The organism is Geobacillus sp. FSL W8-0026, from assembly GCF_037966255.1.
Taxonomy (GTDB): Bacteria; Bacillota; Bacilli; order Bacillales; family Anoxybacillaceae; genus Geobacillus; species Geobacillus icigianus.
This window is the reverse complement of record NZ_CP150194.1, coordinates 2,581,286-2,603,108: the sequence shown is the minus strand read 5'-3', so window position 1 is coordinate 2,603,108 and position 21,823 is coordinate 2,581,286. Positions and strand designations below refer to the sequence as shown.

The following is a 21,823-nucleotide window of genomic DNA, read 5'->3' as shown; positions in this document are numbered from 1 at the left end:
GGAACGTGTATGATGATTCCCGTGGGGGTGTCGAACCGCCACATTCATTTGTCGAGCGAGCATATGGCGGCGCTGTTTGGCGAAGGCGTCGAGTTGACCGTGCTCAAGCCGCTGTCGCAGCCCGGGCAGTTTGCGGCGAACGAGACGGTGACGGTCGAAGGGCCGAAAGGGAAAATCGAAAACGTCCGCGTCCTCGGTCCCGTCCGTTCGCTGACGCAGCTCGAGATTTCGAAAACCGACAGCTTCAAGCTCGGCGTCGCGCCACCGGTTCGCTTATCCGGCGACATTGACGGAACGCCGGGCATTACGATTCACGGACCGAAGGGGACGGTGACCGTCGACAAAGGGGTGATCATTGCCAAACGGCACATTCATATGACGCCGAAAGATGCCGAGACGTTCGGCGTTCGCGACAAGCAAGTCGTGAAGGTGAAAACGCAAGGGGAGCGGGCGCTCATTTTTGATGAAGTCATCGTCCGCGTCAGCGACGATTTTGCCTTAGATATGCACATCGACACGGATGAAGCGAACGCGGCCGGCCTGAAAACGGGCGATTATGTTGAGCTGCTTCCGTCATGAAAATCATCCGTGTCAAAGGCAAACAAAGCGCCCTCTCGTTCGTTCCGAGAGGGCGCTTCCCGTTAACGCGGACGCTTCTTCTCTGATCGATCTAGGGTGCCGGTGATTTCGTGCAAAACAACGTTGAGTTCGACCTATTTCTCAATTAGAGAAACCTTGAAGAATCGGCTTTCTTTTCTTAACGAAAATGTCGCCGATTGGTGGTGACATCGTTTTTTCACCAGCCTTCTAGGGTGCCGACCAGATGAAACGGCGCATCACGTCGAATGGCATCAATGACTCCGCCGCTGATTGATGACAAGGGCGTGCATGGCGGCTCCTCCTTTCGGGTTAAGGCAGCGATTTGGTCAAATAACGGTCAAACCATTCGACGATATGGCGAAGCCGCTCGAGGCGAAGCATCGGGTTGCCGGTGCGCGACAAGTCATGGTTGGCGTCCGGAAAGCGAACGAATTTCGTTTCTCGCCCGAGTTGTTTCAAGGCGATAAACAGTTGTTCCGCCTGCTCGATCGGGCAGCGGTAATCGCGCTCACTGTGAAGAATAAGAAGCGGCGTGTTCATCTGTTTGACGTATTTGAGCGGCGAATGATGCCAAAGCCGCTCGGCGTCTTCCCACATGTCGCAGCCGACCTCCCATTTGGTGAAAAAGTAGCCGATGTCGCTCACGCCGGAGAAACTGAGCCAGTTGGAAATCGAGCGCTGGGTGACGGCCGCTTTGAACCGGTTCGTATGCCCGACGATCCAGTTTGTCATAAAGCCGCCGTAGCTGCCGCCGGTGACGCCAAGCCGTGTTTCGTCAATGAAGTCGAATTGGCGAATGGCGGCGTCGACGCCGGCCATAATGTCTTCATAATCCATGCCGCCATAGTCGCCGCGCACGGCATTGACAAATGCCTGGCCATATCCGTGGCTGCCGCGCGGGTTGGTGAATAAGACGGCATAACCGTGCGAGACGAGCAGTTGAAATTCATGAAAAAAGGTCAATCCGTACATCGCATGCGGCCCGCCGTGAATTTCGACGATAAGCGGCGCCTTTTCCCCTTCGCCAAGCCCGGGCGGTTTCATGATCCAGCCTTGAATGTCCGAACCGTCTGTTGATTGGTAGGTAAACGGTTCGGCATCAGCGAGCGCGACTTCGTTCTCGAGCGCTTCATTGACCGTGGTGAGCCGCGTTTTTGCGCCGTTTTCAAGTGAGATGGCATACAAATCCCCAATCACTGTCGGCTCGCTAATCGCGGCAACGGCCTGCTGTTCGTTCGGATGGACGGCGAGGCCGTATACATGGAAGTCTCCTTCGATGATCGGAACGACGGGTCCGTCAAGCGGGATGAAAAATACGTTGACGCGCCCGCGCTCCGAGGCGGTGACATACAGGCCGCTTGCGTCGTTTGCCCAAATCGGGCCTGGGCCTTTCGCATCAGCGTGCATGTCGCCGATCATCGCATCGCCGAGATGGACGTCCCAATCGGCGGTCAGCACCCGCGCCGTTCCACGCTCCGGCTCAAAAACGTAAAGCCGGTGAAGCGTCGCCCCGAGATAAGCCAAATCATGACCGATGGCGGCGAGTTTTGTTCCGTCCGGCGACCAAGCGAGCGAGGCGAAGGTGCCGCATCCGTTCGTCACATTCGTTTCCGCTTTCGATTCGAGGTCAAGCAGCACAATGTCGCGTGTAAAGACGGTGTCGGGATCTTCGTTTCGGTTGGCCACAAAGGCAAGCGTCCGTCCATTGGGCGACACCGCAAACGAACCGATTTCCTCCTCGCGGCTCGTCAACGCTTCCGCTTTTCCCGTCGCCGCATCGATGCGCACGAGCACCGGTCGTTTGTCGTCAAGAAATCCTGCCGCGTCTGATTTGTAATAGAGACGCTCGACTACGCGCGGTTTCGGGTCCGCCGGCTTCGCTTCCTTTTTTTCCGGCTCTTCGCGGTCAGCGATCGTTTCGTTGTCGCCGATCGTCGTTAGGGCGATGAGAAACGTTCCATCCGGCGCCCAAACGTAATCGCGCACCCCATTTTTGAAAAACGTCAGCTGGCGCGCTTCGCCGCCATGGGCAGGCAACAGCCAAAGCTGAGCGCGTCCGGAGCGGTCCGATAAAAAGGCGATCTCTTCCCCCGTTGGGGAAAAGCGCGGTTTCGTATCGCGCCAGCGCCCGAACGTCCATGGACGGACGGAGCCGTCTTCGGTCCACATCGATAGATGCGAGCGGTACTGTTTTTCCTCGTCGATCGATTTTTCCACAAACACGACGCGCGTGCCGTCCGGGGCGTAGTGCGGGTCGCGCACGGAGCGGAGGCGAAGCAAGTCTTCTGCCGTCATGCCGCGGCGTTTCGTTTCGTGTTCGCTGTTCATGCCTGATCCCTTCTTTCGTAAGAAATGTTTGGTTGATAGATTGTTTCGCTTTTCGAAAGAAAAATCCTGCTTTTGGTGCAAAAAAAAACGAACGTCCGTTGAGACGGACGCCTGCTTTTGATTATGCCGATCGTTTTTGTCTTTGTCGCTCGTGCTGTGCTGCTTTTCTCACTTGCGGGTAAAAGATCAAACCGCTCGCGAGCAAAGTGAGACCAAAGAGGAACGTTTTGATGTCCGCCGTGCCAGCGATGACGACCCAGACCGAATAGACGGACGCTACAGCGGCAACGACGCCATCCGTTAGGCGGCTGCGCTCCCCTTGATACGTTTCGCCCGTGATGACAAGCTTTAATTGAAAGACGGACGCAATCAAGTACGGGACGAGGTACGCCAGCGTGGCGATGTAAATGACAAAGTCAAACGCCGCGGCCATCGAGTGGGAAATCGTTGAAAAGATAAACAGCTGGGCCAACGCATTGGACAAGGTCAATGAAAAGCTCGGCGCCCGTCTGTCGTTTTCCTTTAAAAAGGACGGCAAAAACATCCCTTGTTTCGCCGCTTGGTACGGTACCTCGGCGCTCAACAAAATCCAACCGAGCGTCGAACCGAGCAAGCTGATGAGGCCGAGTCCGGCAAGCACGTAGCCGCCGATAGGACCGACGATGGCGACAATGGCATCGACGAGCGGTTTTTCCGATTGAATGAGCTTCTCTTGCGGCAAGACACCCATCACCAAAAAGCTGATGCCGATATAAATGGCCAAAGCGATCAGAAGACCGGCGATCGTCGCCCGTTTGACGTCCGCCTGTTTGCGGGCCCGCGCTGCGAACACCATCGCCGATTCAACGCCGATAAACGCCCAGAGCGTCGCTAACGCGGCGTTTTTGATTTGCCCGAGCAGGCTGATCGCTTGCCCATCCCCGTCATAGCGCGGAGCATTAAGGGGACCGATGACCGCCTTGTCAAAGGCAAACAAGGCGATGACGATAAACAGGAAAAAGCCGAGCACTTTGGCGGCGGTAGCCACAAAATTGAGCTTTCCGGCGCTTTCCACCCCGCGCAAAATGATGGCATGCATCCCCCAAAGGAGCGCCGTGCAGACGAGAAACGTCAGCAAATTTCCTAGTTTCAAAGGAAACGAACCGATCATGGCCACGGTGTGGTCGCTTGTCAAGACAGGAAAGAATGTCGATAAGTAGCTCGCAAACGTTGTGATGATGGCGACATTGCCGGCAAAGTTGCCGACCCAATAGCCCCATGATGACATAAACCCGGATAAAATCGACCAGTTCGACCCTTTCGGGAACAGCTCTTTTGCGTAAATTTGCGGCCCGCCGTTCAAGTTCGGTTTGCGAATCGCTAAGTTTCCAAACACAAGCGCCGTCATCAAAACGCCCGTTCCGGTCAACAGCCAAGCGAGCATGACGCCAAGGGGGCTGGCTGCCTCCGCGAGCGAACGCGGCAGCATAAAAATTCCCGAACCGACCATATTGCCGACGACTAGCGCCGTTAATACCCAAACGCCTAGTTTTTGTTGCTTGCCCAACCGCTAACACTCCTTTTCAAAAAAATATGCACCCGCGCCTCTTCAGCGGGTGCATGGCATGTTCGCATCCAGACTGAATGGCGATAGCGCTCCATCGCCGTAGGCGATGGCAGTCCTGCGCCTGTTCGGCCGCAGTCCCAGCTTGCGGCGCCGGAGCGCGCCGCAAACTTCGGCGGTGAACCCTTTCCCGCTGCGTCATCAGCCGCTCCGAGCCTCGGCAGCGCTACTTTTGTTCACCGCAACCTCTATCCCATTGGTGGAGAGGGGGTATATGGTTGCCGACATTATCGTACTTAATTCGACAAAAAACGTCAAGTTGTTTTTGCTGGAAACGGCGCCGAACCGTTCGGATGGAAAAGCCGGTACGAAGCGATTTTTCACCGGCCTTTTAGATGTCTTGTGAAAAACGGTTGTTTCTTTTGAGCGATAGGGGAGCGTTTGAAAGACGATCCTGATGCGACAAGGCTTTTCTACGGGAGAAACGGGCTTGATCAGCGGCTTGCTCCCTTAAATCACCGCCCTCTTAAAGGCTGGTGACTTTGGTCGATGAAAAAAAGTGTGCACTGTTGCAAGGCTTTTCTATTTGAAAAACGATGCTGGGAAGCGGTTGCGCGAGTAAATCACCGCCTCTTAGAAAGATGTGGGATAGAAGAAGGATGTTCCCGCTTTTTTCGGATCGTCCGGGCAAAATTCAAAGGTTGGAAAAGGCAGGAGATTTTTGCACGACGGCGAATAGACAAAATGGGCGAAAAATACGAGCCCAATGCATGGTGATGAGATCATTCGTGAAGAGAGAAGGGGATGACGATGAAATTTTCCGAGTTTCGCTATGAGCGGCCGGACATCGATCAGTTGCAGGACGCGTTTCAAGAAGCGCTCGATGCGTTCCGCCGCGCCGGGAGCGCCGCCGGTCAGCACGAGGCGATGAAACGGGTGAACGAGCTGCGCCGCCGCTACAGCACGATGGCGAATTTGTGCCACATTCGCCATACGATCGATACAAACGATGAGTTTTATAAGAAAGAACAAGACTTTTTTGATGAAACGGGGCCGATCGTCAAAGGGCTCGTCAACGACTATTACCGCGCCCTTGTCGAGTCGCCGTTTCGCGCCGAGCTCGAAAAAACGTGGGGCGCGCAGCTGTTTGCCTTGGCGGAAACGCAGCTGAAAACGTACGCTCCGGCAGTGATGGAAGACTTGCAAAAAGAGAACAAGCTGGCAAGCGAATATACGAAGCTGATCGCCTCAGCGAAAATCATGTTTGAAGGCGAAGAGCGGACGCTCGCCCAGCTGCAGCCGTTCGTCGAATCGCCGGATCGCTCGGTGCGCAAACGGGCGAGCGAAGCGAGGTTTTCGTTTTTCACCGATCATGAAAAAGAGCTTGATGAGCTGTACGATGAGCTCGTTCATGTGCGCACCGCGATCGCCGAGAAGCTCGGGTTCAAAAATTTTGTCGAGCTCGGTTATGCCCGTTTAGGCCGGACCGATTACAATGCCGAGATGGTTGCCAACTTCCGCCGGCAAGTGAAAGCGCACATCGTCCCGCTCGCCGTCAAACTGCGCGAACGCCAGCGGCAGCGGATTCAGGTCGATCGGCTTACGTATTATGATGAGCCGTTCATGTTCCCGAGCGGCAATCCGGCGCCAAAAGGGGACGCCGCTTGGATCGTCGACAACGGCCGGCGCATGTATGAAGAGCTGTCGCCGGAAACGGGCGCGTTTTTCCGCTATATGGTCGAACATGAACTGATGGACCTCGTCGCCAAAAAAGGGAAAGCGAGCGGCGGCTATTGCACGTATATTGACGACTACCAAGCGCCGTTTATTTTCTCGAACTTTACCGGAACGTCCAGCGACATTGACGTATTGACCCATGAAGCAGGGCATGCGTTCCAAGTGTACGAAAGCCGCCATTACGATATCCCGGAATACAACTGGCCGACGCTTGAGGCGTGCGAAATCCATTCGATGAGCATGGAATTTTTCACATGGCCGTGGATGGAGCTGTTTTTCGCCGAAGATGCCGACAAATACCGGTTCGCCCATTTGAGCGACGCGCTCTTGTTTTTGCCGTACGGCGTCGCGGTCGATGAATTCCAGCACGCCGTCTACGAGCGCCCGGACATGACGCCGGCCGAGCGGAAGAAAACATGGCGTGACATTGAGAACGTGTATTTGCCGACAAAGGATTACGACGGCCACGATTACCTTGAACGAGGCGGCTTTTGGCAGCGGCAAGGGCACATCTACACCGACCCGTTTTATTACATCGACTACACGCTCGCGCAAGTGTGCGCGTTCCAGTTTTGGAAGCGGGCGGAAGACGACCGGGCTGCGGCGTGGCGCGACTATGTGGCGCTTTGCCGATTGGGCGGCAGCCGGCCGTTCACCGAGCTCGTCCAAAGCGCCAACCTCCAGTCGCCGTTTGCCGACGGGGCGGTCGCTTCGGTTATCGGCCATATCGAGCGGTGGCTGGACAGTGTCGATGACAAAGCGTTGTGAATGAAAGCGGAAATGGAACGGACGATCCGCGTGTTGATGAACGGTCTGCGCCGCTAACCGGCCGGCTTCCGCCAAGGAGCCGGCCTAGTTGTTTTCTTTCGCGTAACGGAGGATGGCTTCGGCATCAAGCAGCGACGGACGTGCGTTCGGTCAAAACGTTTGACCGAACGGCCGTCATGTTCTGGCACCGTCGTCTTCCGAAATGACGCTGGATCCTTTGTTTGGATCGAACGATGGATACCACTGGACATCGTTAAAAATATGGACAGGGGATCGTTCTTTGTCCAAGATGAGAAGATTGTACCGCAAGTCCCCATGATTAATTCGATTGATCAAATCTTTTGGGATATCGTCTATCCATGAGGAAGAAATGGTGATGGTATATGACAACTGTCCGTTGGCCGGCAAAGGGCCTTTGACGGCGTTCGAACGGTCAACATGGGTCACGCGAGAAAGTTCCTCTGGATATTGAATGACGAAATAGTAATCTCGATACTGTTCAAGCAACTGATACAGCTGCTCCGAGAGGGTGTAACGCATCGTCAAGTGAATCGAGCGGCTCGTTGCTTTGGCGGTAAATTCATTGACTAAAAAATGCGGTGGCAGAAATTTCTCCTCTAGCGATAACGGCTTCTGTTCCTTTTTTACTTTTTCCTTTTGCTCGTTTCCTTGTACCGCTTCTTTCCCTACATGGTGCGGAGCGGGGGTAGGATCATGTCCGCGCTCGCACGCCGCCAGCAAGAGAACGCCGATAAAAAGAGGGTAAAAGAACTTTTCCTTCATAAAATCACCCATTCATGAAGATAGGTTGGAGGAATTGGGCTCCCGCTTTTCAGATGCCAAAACCAAGGCCGAGAGACAGGATCGCTTTTTACGCTACAAACACTAACAATATTTTCAAATTGATTGTCTCATCAAATAAGAAAAATGCCAAGCACAACCGTTAGTGAAAATTCGACATTTTTCGATTTGTGGTATTGGTCATAAAAAAACGCCTCACCTTTTGTTCAAGGTGAGACGATGTTCGTCAGACGGTTACGAGGCGATTTGCGCCACGATGGCGTCTCCTTTGACATCGATGCGGATCGCGCGCACCGATTGGTCAGCGTCAAGAAGACAGTCGGCGATGTTGTCTTCAACATGCTCTTGGATGACGCGGCGGAGCGGGCGGGCGCCGAAGGCCGGATGGTAGCCGAGCTCAGCCAGCTTTTCTTTCGCCGCTTCCGTCACGTCGAGTTCAATGCCTTGTTCGCGCATCGCCGCTTTGACATCGGCGAGCATCAAGTCGACAATCTCAAGCAAGTGCGCTTTTTCGAGCGGCTTGAACTCGATGATGGCGTCGAAGCGGTTCAAAAATTCGGGCTTGAAGTAAGCGCTGAGTGAGTCAAGGACGCTTGATGGGCCGCCGCTTTGTTTTTCAAAGCCGACGGTGATTTTTTTGTCGGTGACGCCGGCGTTGCTTGTCGCGATGATGACCGTGTCTTTGAAGCTGACGGTGCGGCCTTGGCTGTCGGTCAAGCGGCCGTCTTCCAAAATTTGCAGGAAGATGTGCTGCACGTCTGGGTGCGCTTTTTCAATCTCATCGAGCAAGATGATGCTGTACGGATGGCGGCGCACTTTTTCCGTCAGCTGACCGGCTTCTTCAAAGCCGATATAGCCCGGCGGTGAACCGATCAGCTTCGCGACGGAATGTTTCTCCATGTATTCGCTCATATCGAGGCGAATCATGGCGTCTTTCGTGCCAAACAGCTCTTCAGCGAGCGTTTTGGCGAGCTCCGTTTTCCCGACGCCGGTCGGGCCGACGAACAAGAACGAACCGATCGGACGGTGTTTCGCCTTCAAGCCGGCGCGGCTGCGGCGAATCGCTTTGGCGACTTTTTGCACCGCTTCCGCTTGGCCAATCACTTTTTTCGCCAAGTTGTCTTCGAGATGTTTCATTTTTTCTTTTTCATCGGCTTGCAGCTTGCCGACCGGGATGCCGGTTTTCTCGGCGATGATTTGCTCGATATCGGCGGCATCCACGACAGGGCGTTCTTGGGTGACGCCTTGGTCGAGCTGTTTCTCCAGTTTCAGCTCTTCATCGCGCAGTTTCGCCGCCAGCTCATAGTTTTCTTCTTTCGCCGCTTGTTCTTTTTCTTTCGCGATTTGCATCAGCCGCTCTTGCAGCTGTTTTTCATCGGTCGGGCCGAGGTGCAAGTTCGCTTTCGAGCCGGCCTCGTCCAACAAGTCGATCGCTTTGTCCGGCAGGAAGCGGTCTTGGATGTAGCGGTGCGCGAGTTTAACGCACGCTTCGATCGCCTCGTCTGTATAACGAACGTGGTGGAACTGCTCATATTTTGGTTGAATGCCTTTTAAGATGGCGATCGCTTCGTCAACGGTCGGTTCGTTTACGATGACCGGTTGGAAGCGGCGTTCAAGAGCGGCGTCTTTTTCAATGTGCCGGTATTCTTTCAACGTTGTTGCTCCGACGACTTGCAGTTCGCCGCGGGCGAGCGCCGGTTTTAAAATGTTGCCGGCATCCATCGACCCTTCGGCAGCGCCAGCGCCGACGAGCAGATGAATTTCGTCAATGAACAAGATGACGTTTTTCCGCTCTTGCAGTTCGGCGATGAGCCGTTTCATCCGCTCTTCGAATTGACCGCGGATGCCGGTGTTGGCGACAAGCGATGCCACATCAAGCAAGTACACTTCTTTGTTCAACAATTTTTCCGGCACGTTTCCTTCGGCGATTTTCAGCGCCAGCCCTTCAACGATCGCCGTTTTCCCGACGCCCGGCTCCCCGATCAACACCGGATTGTTTTTGTTGCGGCGGTTCAAAATTTCAATAACGCGCGCAATTTCTTTGTCGCGGCCGATGACGGGGTCGATTAAGCCCGCTTTGGCCATTTGCGTCAAGTTGCGGCCAAATTGATCCAAAAATCCGCCGCCATGACGCTGCGGGTGTTTGGCCGCTGTTTCCGGCGCGGCCGCTTGCGCGTTGGCCGCCGCCAGATGACCAGCGAACCAGTCGTCAAACGAAAACGGCGAAAAGCCGAAGTTCATTGGAATTGACAGTTGCTGTTTTTGTTTTTCATAGCATGTATGGCAAAGATGAAGCTGTTTTTTCTCACCATTCCATTGCAAGTTGACAAACACCGTTGCTTCACGTTGTTGGCATGCTTGGCAACGCATGAGGAATACCCCCTTCTCCGTTACTAGTAGTTTGACTTTGACTTTCTTTGATCTTCTGACTCTATTATACTTTGACCTTTTTTGACTTTCAAGTGTTTTGCGCAAAAAAATTTGTGATAACGATGAAATGTTTTTGAAAAAATGGTGAAGACTAATAGAGGTGGAACGAAGCTATGATAAACTGAAAAACAGAAAAAGAGACTGTTTTGTTCACCTGTCCGGTCGGGCAAATGGCATGACAGCTCTTAGATGGAAAGGAGAACAGGAACATGAAACGGTTCGCGTTAGCGTGTGCGGCTACGTTGATCGTCCTCACAGCGGCGGCTTGCTCGGACAACAATAAGCGAACGGAAACGCCGGCTGTGCTTGATGTGAAGATGGAGATACCCGATCATATCGAGTTGAACAAGCCGACGAAGCTCGCTTGTGTCGTGACGTATGGCGGTGAAAAAGTAGACGATGCGAGCGAAGTAAAATTTGAAGTGTGGAAGCACGGCGCCGGCGATCGCGACATGCTGAAAGCGAAGCGCGATGGCAGCGGGCGCTATTCGGTCACCAAAACGTTCACCGAAGCGGGGACGTATTCCGTTGTCGCCCATGTGACGGCACGCGATATGCACAACATGCCGAAAAAAGATGTTGTCGTCGGCAATCCAAGCCAAGCGGCTGAAAAAGGAGAATCGGACAGCCACCCGTCCGGCGAGGCGGATCATCAGCACGGTGAGGCAGGCCATCACCACGACAACAGTGTGTCCATGTCGTTATCTTCCCATTCGGTGACAGCCGGAAAACCAGTGACCTTAGCGGTTCGCATCATGAAAGACGGAAAGCCGCTGACGAAGGCGACCGTCCGTTTTGAAATTTGGCAGGCGGACAACAAACATGAGTTTGTCGAAACAAAAGAAGCCGGAAACGGTGACTATCAGGCGGAGGTGACGTTTGCTACGCCGGGAACGTATTCCGTGAAAGTGCATGTCGAAGCGGCCTCCCTGCATGAACATCAAGTCGAACAAGTGATGGCGCACTAACGAAGACGAGGGTGTCCCAAAAGGAACGGGATACCCTCTTTCGTTGCTATATATACGTTCTGACTGCTTCTGCCGCACTATATGTTGTGTCGATCTTGAAGGCAGACAACCTTTTGGGTCAGCACCGTTTTTTCTATTCTTGAAGGCAGACAACCTTTTGGGTCAGCACCGTTTTTTCTATTCTTGAAGGCAGACAACCCTTTGGGTCAGCCTGTTTTTTCTATTGAGGAACATTCTCCGGTTCGGCCGTCTTTCTTGTCCGCTGCGGACATATACATGGAATGAAAAGAGAGGGCAAGAGAAGGAGATGGCAGACGGTGAGAAAAAAAACGGAATGGGCGGAGGCGTGGCAAATTGCTGCCGTGTATGTCGGTACGGTGATCGGCGCTGGATTCGCGACGGGCAGAGAAATCATTGAATTTTTTACCCGGTATGGAACGGCGGGGACGATCGGGGTGGCGGTCAGCGGCGCGCTGTTCACTTGGGGCGGGGCGCGGCTCATGGTGATGGCGCGCCGCCTTGGCGCCGCCTCTTACGATGAATTGAATCGCTATTTGTTCGGGAAACGGCTCAGTCCGCTAGTGACCTTCGTGATGACGTGCATGGTGGCAGGGGTGACGGCGGTGATGATTGCCGGGGCGGGCGCGGTGTTTGAAGAGCAGCTCGGCTGGCCGCGGCAGGCGGGGATTGCGCTGACGCTTGGCGCGGCGTTGACGGTCATGTTGCTCGACCGCAAAGGGCTGTTTGGCGTGAATGTGTTTGTAGTGCCGATGATGGTGTTGTTTAGCGTCACGATTTTGCTCAAAATGGCGACAGCCGGGCATCTATGCCGACCGGGGGCAACAGCAGCGGACTATTCGCTGAAAGCGATGATGGCGCCGTTTTCTTATGCGGCGTTTAACTTGGCCATGGCGCAAGCGGTGCTTGTTCCCGTCGCCCGCGAAGCGGCGAATGAGCGGGTGGTCAAGCGCGGCGCGGTGTTGGGCGGCTTGCTGCTGACGGGGCTGCTGCTGTTGAATCATACGGTGCTGTTGTCGTTTCCGCATCACGCGGGCGATGAAATTCCGATGGCTCAGGTGGTTCGGACGTTTTTCGCCGTGCTTTATTGGTTTTATGTCGTCGTGATTTACGGGGAAATTTTCACCTCCGTCATCGGCGGATTGTTTGGGCTGGAACGTCAGGCGCGCGCCTGGTGGCCCGGGGGCGGGAAACCGCTTGGGGTGCTGCTTGTGCTGCTGTTTGCTGCTGTCAGCCCGTTTCGCTACGGGGAGCTGTTGTCGATGGTCTATCCGTTGTTCGGTTACATAAGCATTTGTTTGTTATGGCTTCTTTGGCGCCGGCGCATGCCAAAGCGGTAAACAAGCCCTTTTGCTCCTTGCCCAAGCGGCCGAGAAGCAAAAGGGTTTGCTTTTATAAAACCGGTCATTGAAGGGAAGTGGGCCTGTCACCAACTTCAGCGGTTTTCTCGGTCTTTTCGAAGTGAAAGCGGGAAATCATCTTATCCAATTCGCGCGCTGCCGCTGCCAGTGCATCCGCTTCGCGCGCCAGCTGATGAAGAGCGAGCGTCTGCTGTTCGAGCCCGGCCGATGTTTCATGAACCATGTTGGAAAATTCGGTGGCGACAGTGCGCACGCCTTCCATCAATTCGCTGAGGCGTCTGCCGTCGGCGGTGATATCGTTGACGTAGGCTTCGTTTTGTTGAAGCAAGCCGTTCAGCTGCGCAAACATGTTGCCGAGCGCCGTGAATGTTTCCCCGGTTTTCCACAGCGAATCTTTCGTTTTTTCTACGTGCCGGCCGCTTCCTTGCGCGGCATCGACCGCTTCTTTGAGCGCGTTCGCCATAGCGTCAAGTGAGGAAAAAATTTCCGACGCAAACGCGTTTGTGTCTTCGGCGAGTTTGCGCACCTCTTGGGCGACGATGGAAAACCCACGCCCTGCCTCGCCGGCCCGCGCCGCCTCGATCGACGCGTTCAGGGCGAGCAAGTTCGTCTGTTTGGCGATCGTGCGAATGGCGGCGATCATCTCATGAACGCGCCCGGCTTCTTTGGCCGCCTTGTCGATTAAGGTGGTCGTCTCCCCGATGCCGATCTGCATGGCATCCATATTCGTTTTCGTTTCGTCCATGAGGCGAATGCCCTCAGCCGCCGATGACCACGCTTCATCGGCCTGCCTGACGACCCGCTCTACAGCGGAACGCATTCCTTGGACGCGCTCCACCATTTGTTGGATAACGTCATCGGCTTGTCGGACGGCGTCGGTTTGTTGCTTGGCTCCTTCACGGAACGTTTCCACTGCGGCAGCGATTTCGTCAAACGATTCGGACAAGCGGCGCATTTCCATTTGTTGCTCATGGCTGACATCCCGCACCGTTTTCGCTGCTTTGCCGAGCTCGGTGATCATCGTGCGGATGCCGAGAATCATTTTGTTGATTTCGTAAGCGATTTGGTGAAATTCGTTCCGTTTCCCCGCCGTTTCCACTTCGGCGTGCAATTGGCCGGAAGAGGCGGTGCGGGCAACGCGGTACCAACGGCGCAGTTCGGTTGTCAGCCGCCGTTCCCAGAAAAACGAAAGCGCTGCGCCCGCTATCATCGCGGCCAAGGCGGCCAACCAGACAGGCAGCCGAGCGGCCGCCATTCCCCCGCCAACTGCGACGGGAAGGGCGACGAGGCTGGCGAACACCCACGGCAAATACGGGCGATGCATGAGCCGTCCCAGCCGCAAATTGATCCGTCTTCCACTCGGCTCTGTCCAAAGCGGGCAGCTAGCGTCAATCAACACTTCGCCCGTGTCGCGTTCGTACACTTGCAATAGCGGCTCGTTCGTGCGGGCGGCGGCGAGCCCGACCGGATCGGCGAAGGTTCGTCCTTCGCGGAGACGGTTGGTATGAATGAGGCCGTATCCGTTTTCATCGACAACGACAAAGTATTCGTCCTGGCCGAGCCGCTCATCCAACAAGGCGCGGAGGCGGTCAAGCTGCTCCTCAAGGGGGCGCGTCGGGTCCATGGACCGCCGCAGCCATTCCGCTGTTTCTGTCGCTTTTTTCAACGCCTGTTTCGCGCGGCGTCGCTTTGTCAAGTCACTCATTCGGCATTCTCCTTTTTCTTTTCGTCAGTCTTTTACACGCGTCCAGCCAAAGAGCACGCACTGGCGTGATAGGGAAGAAGGCGTCTCCTTCTGGTCGGCACGTTTCACCAAGGGGGCTATTTTTAATAATATATAGAAGATTTTGTCGAATCAATAGGAGATCAGAGGGGGATGAAGAAAAATCATCGATGGTTGGAAGTGGACTTGAAAGCTGGCGAAAAACAATAGATTCGCTCGATTGATGAGAAATTCCAAGGAATGACATGATGACGTTGCAAAGTTTTTCCGTTTGAGAAACACGGTTGGAGAGCAGTATTCCCCTTTAAATCACCAACCTTCTTGGTTCGTCCACCTCCAAGTCGGCTGCTGAGGATGAATAAAACTCATGGATAGCTGGGAGACTATGGAGTAAACGGAAAAGCGAGGGGATGGACGTGGGGTTGTTCACGTTTTGGAAAAATAAGAAGAAACGCCCTCCCAAGCGTCCGGTTTCTCAGCTTTGGGAACAATTGCGGCAATCGAGCGACTTTGTCGAAGTATCGTTTCGCGTTGGAGGCAAAGAGCTTTCCATTTATTATTTTGATTCACTCGTCGATCCCCAACTGTTGCAAGAGCGGATTCTTTGCCATCTGCAAAATGACATTCCAAAGCATCCAGACGTCCGGCTGGAAGATTTGCAGCAAATCGTGCCGATTCAGCGCATTGAAGTGAGCGAAGACACGGCGCTGATCGAAGAAAAAGTGCTGAAAGGATTTGTCGCTGTCACCTTCCGTGAGCAGCCGAACAAAGCGGCGCTTATGAGCGCCCCTGCTGACAATTTAGGGCTGCGGGAAAACAACGATTCGGAAAATGAGTTCAGCGTCGTCGGGCCGAAAGTCGGGTTTATCGAAAACATTGGCGTCAACCTTCATCTCCTCCGGCGGCAAATCGCCATCCCGAATTTGGTGTTTCGGGAAATGGCGATCGGTTCTGTATCGAAAACGAAAGTCGTCGTCGCCTATATCGACGGCGTGGCCAATCCGGAAGTGGTGCAAACGGTGACGCAGCGGCTTGAGACGATTCACTTCGATGTCGTGTTTGACAACGCGATTTTGGATCAGCTGCTCGCCGACAATTCGCGGACGCCGTTTCCGCTTTTTATCTCGACCGAGCGGATCGATCGCGCGGTGTATGCCCTCATTTCCGGGCAAGTGGCGGTGCTTTGCGACGGTTCGCCGTATGCGGTGATCGGGCCCGCGGCGCTGTTCGATTTTTTTACGTCGCCGGAAGATTACTATTTGCCGTGGGTACTCGGTTCATTTTTTCGGCTGATCCGGTTTTTCGGCGTGGCGTTTTCCGTGCTGGCGTCGCCGGTTTATGTGGCCGTGTTGACGTATCATTACGAAATGATTCCCGAGGATCTGCTCGGCCCGATCATTTATTCGCGTTCCAATGTGCCGTTTCCACCCGTGCTCGAAGTGCTGTTTTTGGAAATTACGATTGAGCTGCTGCGTGAAGCCGGGGCGCGGCTGCCGACGAAAGTCGCGCAGACGCTCGGGATTGTCGGCGGGATTGTGATCGGGCAGGCGACCGTCGACGCCGGTTTGACGAGCACGATTTTGTTGATTGTCGTCGCCTTGGCCGCGCTCGCGTCGTTTACCACGCCGATTTTCAAAATGTCCAACACGATTCGGTTCATTCGGTTTCCATTCATTTTGTTTGCTGCCGGCTGGGGCGGGGTTGGGATTGCTTTTGCCGTCTGTTGGCTGCTCATTCATTTAGGCCGGCTGCAGTCGTTTGGGTATCCGTATTTGGTGCCGTTTTATCCGTTGCGGTTTCCGCATTTGAACGATACCTTTATTCGCTCCCCGTACAGCCAAGCGGCGGAGCGGCCGCAGTTTCTTCGCCCGCGGTCGCGGTTTCGCTTTGACCCGAAGGAGGCGAAGCAAAAGCGCGATATTGATGAGTAAAGTACGATGGCCGACATGATCGCCGTCCGTTTTGACGAGAAGCAAAAGCGCGATATTGATGAGTAAAGGGGGATGTTGATGCGGCGCGGGTGGCTATGGATCGGGGCGCTGCTGTTGCTAGGCGGGTGCGCCAGTTCATCACGCCCGATCGACGAGATTCAAATTATTCAGGAGATGGGATATGATTTTGAAAACGGCCGTTATACAGGGACAGCCGTGTACCCGACGTTCAAACAAGGACCGATGACGAAACCCAATTTATTGACGACGACATCACCGACGATGTACGATCTCATTCCGCGCCTGTCGTCGAAATCGCCGTTGCCGATCGAGGAGGGGCAGCTGCGCCTCATTTTGTTCGGCAAGGAGTTTGCGAAGCGGGGAGTGACGCAGATTACGCACAGCTTGGCACGCAACAACAAAGTCGGAAGCCATTTGCTGCTTGGCGTGGCCAAAGGCAGCGCCAAGGAGCTGTTGCACATCACAGCGAAGACGACGCTCAGCGATACGCTCTATTTGCCGAACCTCGTCGAGCAAAATGAACAGTCGATGAACTTGCCGAAGACGAACTTGCATCTGTTTTTGTATCGCTACTTTTCCCCGGGGAGCGATCCGTTTTTGCCGTACTTTGAGAAAAAAGGCGATTTTGTGAAGCTCGAGGGGCTCGCGTTGTTTCGCGACGACAACTATGTCGGGCACGTCAGCTTGCGCGATGCCTTTTTAATGAAAATTTTGCTCGGGGAAACGAAAAACGGCGTTTATCAGCTGAAGGTTGGCAATCGCGGAAAGCAAGGCGAGGATCGGGTCATGCTGCAAAACTTATGGGCGAAGCCGAAATTTGAATGGAAACGTGACGGAAGCCGCCATCGCCTCGATGTGTTCGTTCATATTCATGCCTCGGTGCGAGATTATCCGTCATGGTTTGATCCGCTCATGGGGAAGCAGTTGGATAACGTAAAAAAAAAGATGGAAAACGAATTGGAGCACAATATAGAACGTTTATTCCGTTATTTTCAAAAAAAACGAATTGATCCGCTTGGCTTCGGCGATTTTGTTCGCAGTGTAACAAGACATTGGGATCAGGCTGCGTTTTACCGCGAATACCCGGACTTGGACATCCGCCCCCATGTGACGGTCGACATCGTGCACACGGGCATTGGCGAATAAGATGGGGGCTATGAGGAGGGAAGACCATGAAACAGCCGATTCCAGACCGGTTTCTCATCTCCCCGTTTTTCGTTTTTTTCGTCGTCCACGCTACACAGATTGGTGTTGGGGCGCTCAGCTTCCAACAGCCGCTGATGAAAGCGGTCGGGCAGGATGCCTGGATGGTCGTGCTTCTGGCCGGGCTGGCCGCCCACTTGTTCATTTGGTTGATGTATCGCCTGCTTTCCCGCGCTCCTTTCGGCGGGGATATTGTCTCGCTTCATCAACATTATTTGGGCCGGTGGTTTGGCGGCCTGTTGAGCGTAGGGGTGATGTGTTATTATCTGTTGGCGGCGCTGACAGTGCTGCAGGCGTACATTGAAATCATTAAAGTATGGGTGTTTCCGCTCATGGGAACATGGCAGTTCAGCCTCATTTTTTTGGCGCTCACCTATTACGCCGTTCTGGGCGGATTTCGCGTCGTGGTAGGACTATGTGTATGGGGGGTCGTCATTCCGCTGGCGACCATTTTCCCAATGTTATTTTTTCCGCTGGAGTACGCGCAGTATCGAAACTTGCTGCCGGTATTCGACCATTCGTTTGGGCAGCTCGTCAGCGCGTCGAAAGAAATGACGCTGCAATATTTAGGATTTGAAATGCTGCTTATGTACTACCCATTTGTGAAAAACGCGCCGTCTTCGCAAAAATGGGCGCATGCCGCCAACGGTTTTACGACCTTCATTTATCTTGTCATCATTCTTATCTCGATCGTGTTTTATAATCAAGAACAAATTCAGCACTTAACATGGCCGACGTTGACGCTGGCGAAAATTCCTGAAGTGCCGTTTATCGAACGGATGGAATACATCGTCATCTCGATTTATGTGCTTGTCGTGTTTCCGATCATCACCCTCTCGGTTTGGGCGGCGACGCGAGTTGTGAAACAGCTGTTTGCCGTCCAGCAGCGCCGTTCGCTGCCTGTGCTTCTTGTCATTTTGTTTATCGGCACGCTCTTGCTTCAAGAGAAAGCCGACATCGAACGGATCAGCCAATGGACGGCCAAGCTCGGATTGTATCTTGTCGCCGTCTATGTTCCACTTTTATGCATCAGCGTGTGGGTGGTGGAAAAGGTGAAAAAAACGCTACAACAAAAGCGGTAAGTATGGTATAGTGAGAAAGAAAACAGAAGAATGCAATTCTGTACGTTTGTACGGGAGAGGTTTCTAGCAACACCCTCTATAAAAAACTAGGGACGGCTGTATCCTAGGGGTATGGCCTTTTTGTTTTGGAAACCTCTTCTTCTGCTCATTCAGAAGGAGGCGGATGAGGATGAAGCGAAAGGAAGAAAAGGCGGTCGTCGTCTTTAGCGGCGGTCAAGACAGCACGACGTGTTTGTTTTGGGCGAAAAAGCAGTTTGGTGACGTGGAAGCGGTGACGTTTGACTACGGCCAGCGCCACCGTCTAGAAATAGAAGTGGCCTCGTCCATCGCCGCAGAACTTGGCGTCCGCCATACGGTGCTTGATTTGTCGCTTCTCGGGCAGTTGGCGCCGAACGCCTTGACGCGGCGCGACATCGCCATTGAACAAAAGGAAGGTGAGCTGCCGACGACGTTTGTGGACGGGCGCAATTTATTGTTTTTATCATTCGCTGCCGTGCTTGCCAAACAGCGGGGTGCGCGCCATATGGTGACGGGAGTGTGCGAAACCGATTTTAGCGGCTATCCGGACTGCCGCGATGTATTTATCAAATCATTGAACGTCACGCTGAATTTAGCGATGGATTACGAATTTGTCATTCATACGCCGCTCATGTGGCTGACGAAAGCGGAGACGTGGAAGCTCGCTGATGAGCTCGGGGCGCTCGAGTTCATCCGCACGAAGACGCTGACGTGCTACAACGGCGTCATCGCCGACGGCTGCGGCGAATGCCCAGCGTGCGTGCTGCGCAAGCGCGGGTTGGAGGAATATTTGCGGGAAAAAGCGGAGGTGGAGGTGCGATGATGCACCAGCTCTATCCGCAGGTGACGCATCACTACCGCTATGAGTTGAACAAAGATATGCACGTCGCTGCCGCCCATTTCATCCCGCACAAAGCGGCCGGGAGCTGCGCCAACGTGCACGGCCATACGTACATCGTCAATGTGACGATCGCCGGCGACGAGCTCGATGAGAGCGGCTTTTTAGTCAACTTTCAAACGGTAAAGAAGCTTGTCCACGGAAAATTGGACCATACGCTGCTCAATGATCACAACGATTGGTTTGACCGTCACGACCCGAACCGGTTTCCGACGACGGAAGTGGTGGCGCGCACGATTTATGAAACGATTCAGCGCTATTTGGATACGCTGCCGCACAAGCCGAAATGTTTGCAAGTGTTTGTCCGCGAAACGCCGACGAGCTATGTCGTCTACCGTCCGAAAGCGGGGGAGCGGTAATGGCGCGCACGATTCCGGTGTTGGAGATTTTTGGTCCGACCATCCAAGGAGAAGGCATGGTGATCGGCCAAAAGACGATGTTCGTCCGCACCGCCGGCTGCGACTACCGCTGCCGCTGGTGCGATTCGGCGTTTACGTGGGACGGGTCGGCGAAAGACGAGATCGAGCAGCTGACGGCCGACGACATTTGGCAACGGCTTGAAGCCATTGGCGGCCGCCGCTTCCGCCACGTGACGATCTCCGGCGGCAACCCGCTGCTGATCGCCGCGCTCGGTGAGCTCGTCGCGCTCCTTCATGAAAAAGGGGTGCGGGTGGCGGTCGAAACGCAAGGGAGCCGCTGGCAGGATTGGCTGCTTGACGTTGACGACGTCACCCTTTCCCCGAAACCGCCAAGCTCGGGGATGGACACCGACTGGACGGCGCTCGATCAAATCATCGAACGGCTGCTGGCCGATCGCCGCCGGCTGCGGCGCATCAGTTTGAAAGTCGTCGTGTTTGACGACGCTGATTTGGCGTATGCGAAACAGGTGCACCGCCGCTACCCAGGCGTTCCGTTTTACTTGCAGACGGGCAACGCCGATGTGGTCGCTTCCGGGGTGGATGCCCTCCGCGCGAAGCTTCTCAGCCGGTTGGAATGGCTCGTCGAGCAAGCCGCCGAGTCGGAGGAGCTGGCCGATGTCCACATCCTGCCCCAGCTGCACACGCTTCTTTGGGGAAACAAGCGCGGCGTGTAAAGCGGGGGCGGCTCACTTGGCATAGATCCATCAAGGAGGAATGAAGGAATGGCAGGAAGAAAAGAGGAAGAATTGAAAGAGTTGACGCTGCTTGGCAATCAAGGAACGACGTATTCGTTTACGTACAATCCGAATCTTCTTGAAGTGTTTGACAACAAACATCCTGACCGGGATTATTTCGTGAAGTTCAATTGTCCGGAGTTTACGACGTTGTGTCCAAAAACCGGACAACCGGACTTCGCGACGATTTACATCAGCTACATCCCGGACAAAAAATGCGTTGAAAGCAAGTCGTTGAAGCTGTATTTGTTCAGCTTCCGCAACCACGGCGACTTTCACGAAGACTGCGTCAACATCATTATGAACGATTTGATCAAAGTCATGGAGCCGCGCTATATCGAAGTATGGGGAAAATTCACCCCGCGCGGCGGCATTTCCATCGACCCGTATTGCAACTGGGGACGCCCGGGGACGAAATACGAAAACATGGCGGAATACCGGCTGCTCAATCACGACTTGTATCCAGAAAACGTCGACAACCGCTGAAATCGTCAAAAAAGAGGTAGTTTTTTCGCTCCGGCTCATATATAATGAACGATGAACGTTGGTAGCCTTGGAGGTTGGGAAGTTGGAGCGAAGAACAGCCCTTTTGCTCGGAGCGAGCGGTTTGGTCGGCGGTGAAGTGCTGAAGCTGTTGTTGCAGTCGGATGTATACCGGCAGGTGACAGTGCTCGTTCGCACGCCGTTGCCGATCAAGCATGAAAAGCTGCAGCAAGTCGTCGCCGATTTTGCCCAGCTTGAGTCGTACGAGCGGTATTTTGCTGTCGACGATGTCTTTTGCTGCCTCGGGACGACGCGCAAAAAAGCGAAAACGAAGCAACGATTCATTCAAGTTGATTATGAATATACGCTGCGCGCCGCGGCGCTGGCGGAAAAACGCCGCGTGAAAAGCTTTTTGACCATCTCTTCGGTCGGTGCCGACCCTTGCTCGCCGTTTTTCTATCAGCGCGTCAAAGGGGAAATGGAAGAAGCGCTGCAACGGCTTTCCATCCCATCGCTTCATATTTTTCGTCCGTCGCTGCTTGTCGGCAAACGGCGGGAGTTCCGGCTCGGCGAGGCGCTCGCCGGGTGGCTGTTCGGTCGGCTGCCGTTTTTGTTCGTTGGCAAGTGGAAAAAGTACAAGCCGATTGATGCCCACGAGCTTGCGTTGGCGATGTTTTACCGGGCGTTGTCGGCGGCGGACGGCGTCCATATTTATGAATGTGATGAACTCGCCCGCATTTCGTAAACAAAAAAGAGG

General features: G+C 54.3%; 18 protein-coding genes and 1 riboswitch. Of the genes, 13 read left to right on the top strand and 5 right to left on the bottom strand.

The genetic code is table 11. The features are described 5' to 3' along the window. The first annotated feature begins 9 nt into the window (after nucleotides 1-9). Nucleotides 10-579, top strand: a complete 570-nt coding sequence (locus NST29_RS13000; RefSeq protein ID WP_172418596.1) for a phosphate propanoyltransferase — start codon at nucleotides 10-12, stop codon at nucleotides 577-579. Nucleotides 580-909: 330 nt separating this feature from the next. Here NST29_RS13000 and NST29_RS12995 read toward each other — a convergent pair whose 3' ends face one another. Further along, nucleotides 910-2,928, bottom strand: a complete 2,019-nt coding sequence (locus tag NST29_RS12995) for a S9 family peptidase (protein ID WP_339232229.1) — start codon at nucleotides 2,926-2,928, stop codon at nucleotides 910-912. A gap of 121 nt (nucleotides 2,929-3,049) precedes the next feature. After that, nucleotides 3,050-4,474 (bottom strand): amino acid permease, encoded by a 1,425-nt coding sequence (locus NST29_RS12990; RefSeq protein ID WP_082799314.1) that lies wholly within the window; start codon nucleotides 4,472-4,474, stop codon nucleotides 3,050-3,052. A 76-nt stretch (nucleotides 4,475-4,550) separates the two neighbouring features. Further along, nucleotides 4,551-4,730: riboswitch (Lysine riboswitch) on the bottom strand. A gap of 15 nt (nucleotides 4,731-4,745) precedes the next feature. Here NST29_RS12990 and NST29_RS12985 point away from each other — a divergent pair. Further along, nucleotides 4,746-4,877 (top strand): hypothetical protein, encoded by a 132-nt coding sequence (locus NST29_RS12985; RefSeq protein ID WP_255358712.1) that lies wholly within the window; start codon nucleotides 4,746-4,748, stop codon nucleotides 4,875-4,877. 404 nt (nucleotides 4,878-5,281) lie between these two features. Beyond that, entirely contained in the window at nucleotides 5,282-6,976 is a 1,695-nt protein-coding gene (locus NST29_RS12980; protein WP_033017655.1) for a M3 family oligoendopeptidase, read from the top strand. A gap of 174 nt (nucleotides 6,977-7,150) precedes the next feature. Here NST29_RS12980 and NST29_RS12975 read toward each other — a convergent pair whose 3' ends face one another. Then, a complete protein-coding gene (locus tag NST29_RS12975) occupies nucleotides 7,151-7,759 on the bottom strand; it encodes a hypothetical protein (RefSeq protein WP_033017657.1) in 609 nt (202 codons plus the stop codon). A gap of 252 nt (nucleotides 7,760-8,011) precedes the next feature. Then, nucleotides 8,012-10,147, bottom strand: coding sequence for an ATP-dependent Clp protease ATP-binding subunit (locus NST29_RS12970; protein WP_033017658.1), 2,136 nt, complete (start codon nucleotides 10,145-10,147; stop codon nucleotides 8,012-8,014). Between the two features lie 269 nt (nucleotides 10,148-10,416). Here NST29_RS12970 and NST29_RS12965 point away from each other — a divergent pair, with 269 nt between their 5' ends. Next, nucleotides 10,417-11,175 carry a FixH family protein gene (locus tag NST29_RS12965; protein WP_033843395.1) on the top strand — a complete coding sequence of 253 codons (759 nt, stop codon included), beginning with the start codon at nucleotides 10,417-10,419 and terminating at the stop codon, nucleotides 11,173-11,175. Between the two features lie 317 nt (nucleotides 11,176-11,492). Further along, entirely contained in the window at nucleotides 11,493-12,533 is a 1,041-nt protein-coding gene (locus NST29_RS12960; protein ID WP_033017661.1) for a membrane protein, read from the top strand. 64 nt (nucleotides 12,534-12,597) lie between these two features. On the opposite strand, the gene NST29_RS12955 is transcribed toward NST29_RS12960, so the two are convergent. Next, complete coding sequence (locus tag NST29_RS12955; RefSeq protein WP_051985027.1) at nucleotides 12,598-14,259, bottom strand: methyl-accepting chemotaxis protein; 1,662 nt, start codon at nucleotides 14,257-14,259, stop codon at nucleotides 12,598-12,600. A 434-nt stretch (nucleotides 14,260-14,693) separates the two neighbouring features. Here NST29_RS12955 and NST29_RS12950 point away from each other — a divergent pair, with 434 nt between their 5' ends. The 8 genes from NST29_RS12950 to NST29_RS12915 all read left to right on the top strand — a co-directional run bounded on the left by NST29_RS12950 (nucleotide 14,694) and on the right by NST29_RS12915 (nucleotide 21,811). Continuing rightward, nucleotides 14,694-16,208, top strand: a complete 1,515-nt coding sequence (locus tag NST29_RS12950) for a spore germination protein (RefSeq protein ID WP_033017662.1) — start codon at nucleotides 14,694-14,696, stop codon at nucleotides 16,206-16,208. Nucleotides 16,209-16,286: 78 nt separating this feature from the next. Continuing rightward, nucleotides 16,287-17,375: a Ger(x)C family spore germination protein gene (locus NST29_RS12945; protein WP_033843397.1), complete on the top strand. Its 1,089-nt coding sequence runs from the start codon at nucleotides 16,287-16,289 to the stop codon at nucleotides 17,373-17,375. A gap of 26 nt (nucleotides 17,376-17,401) precedes the next feature. After that, nucleotides 17,402-18,514 carry a GerAB/ArcD/ProY family transporter gene (locus NST29_RS12940; protein WP_033843398.1) on the top strand — a complete coding sequence of 371 codons (1,113 nt, stop codon included), beginning with the start codon at nucleotides 17,402-17,404 and terminating at the stop codon, nucleotides 18,512-18,514. Nucleotides 18,515-18,683: 169 nt separating this feature from the next. Next, nucleotides 18,684-19,355, top strand: a complete 672-nt coding sequence (gene queC / locus NST29_RS12935) for a 7-cyano-7-deazaguanine synthase QueC (protein WP_033843399.1) — start codon at nucleotides 18,684-18,686, stop codon at nucleotides 19,353-19,355. Beyond that, on the top strand, nucleotides 19,352-19,789 hold the full coding sequence (gene queD, locus NST29_RS12930) for a 6-carboxytetrahydropterin synthase QueD (protein WP_033843400.1): 438 nt from the start codon (nucleotides 19,352-19,354) through the stop codon (nucleotides 19,787-19,789). The genes queC and queD overlap by 4 nt, the downstream gene beginning before the upstream one ends. Beyond that, on the top strand, nucleotides 19,789-20,523 hold the full coding sequence (gene queE / locus NST29_RS12925) for a 7-carboxy-7-deazaguanine synthase QueE (protein ID WP_033017667.1): 735 nt from the start codon (nucleotides 19,789-19,791) through the stop codon (nucleotides 20,521-20,523). Before queD ends, queE begins: the two co-directional genes overlap by 1 nt. A 48-nt stretch (nucleotides 20,524-20,571) precedes the next feature. Beyond that, nucleotides 20,572-21,069 (top strand): preQ(1) synthase, encoded by a 498-nt coding sequence (gene queF, locus NST29_RS12920; protein WP_033017668.1) that lies wholly within the window; start codon nucleotides 20,572-20,574, stop codon nucleotides 21,067-21,069. Between the two features lie 58 nt (nucleotides 21,070-21,127). Then, entirely contained in the window at nucleotides 21,128-21,811 is a 684-nt protein-coding gene (locus NST29_RS12915) for an oxidoreductase (RefSeq protein WP_033017670.1), read from the top strand. The last annotated feature ends 12 nt before the right edge of the window (nucleotides 21,812-21,823 follow it).

Coding starts and splice junctions, on each gene's coding strand:
- queC (WP_033843399.1), top strand. CDS start 18,684: ATGAAGCGAAAGGAAGAAAAGGCGGTCGTCGTCTTTAGCGGCGGTCAA.
- NST29_RS12985 (WP_255358712.1), top strand. CDS start 4,746: ATGGTTGCCGACATTATCGTACTTAATTCGACAAAAAACGTCAAGTTG.
- queE (WP_033017667.1), top strand. CDS start 19,789: ATGGCGCGCACGATTCCGGTGTTGGAGATTTTTGGTCCGACCATCCAA.
- NST29_RS12970 (WP_033017658.1), bottom strand. CDS start 10,147: ATGCGTTGCCAAGCATGCCAACAACGTGAAGCAACGGTGTTTGTCAAC.
- NST29_RS12965 (WP_033843395.1), top strand. CDS start 10,417: ATGAAACGGTTCGCGTTAGCGTGTGCGGCTACGTTGATCGTCCTCACA.
- NST29_RS12940 (WP_033843398.1), top strand. CDS start 17,402: ATGAAACAGCCGATTCCAGACCGGTTTCTCATCTCCCCGTTTTTCGTT.
- NST29_RS12980 (WP_033017655.1), top strand. CDS start 5,282: ATGAAATTTTCCGAGTTTCGCTATGAGCGGCCGGACATCGATCAGTTG.
- NST29_RS12955 (WP_051985027.1), bottom strand. CDS start 14,259: ATGAGTGACTTGACAAAGCGACGCCGCGCGAAACAGGCGTTGAAAAAA.
- NST29_RS12945 (WP_033843397.1), top strand. CDS start 16,287: ATGCGGCGCGGGTGGCTATGGATCGGGGCGCTGCTGTTGCTAGGCGGG.
- NST29_RS12995 (WP_339232229.1), bottom strand. CDS start 2,928: ATGAACAGCGAACACGAAACGAAACGCCGCGGCATGACGGCAGAAGAC.
- NST29_RS12975 (WP_033017657.1), bottom strand. CDS start 7,759: ATGAAGGAAAAGTTCTTTTACCCTCTTTTTATCGGCGTTCTCTTGCTG.
- queD (WP_033843400.1), top strand. CDS start 19,352: ATGATGCACCAGCTCTATCCGCAGGTGACGCATCACTACCGCTATGAG.
- queF (WP_033017668.1), top strand. CDS start 20,572: ATGGCAGGAAGAAAAGAGGAAGAATTGAAAGAGTTGACGCTGCTTGGC.
- NST29_RS13000 (WP_172418596.1), top strand. CDS start 10: ATGATGATTCCCGTGGGGGTGTCGAACCGCCACATTCATTTGTCGAGC.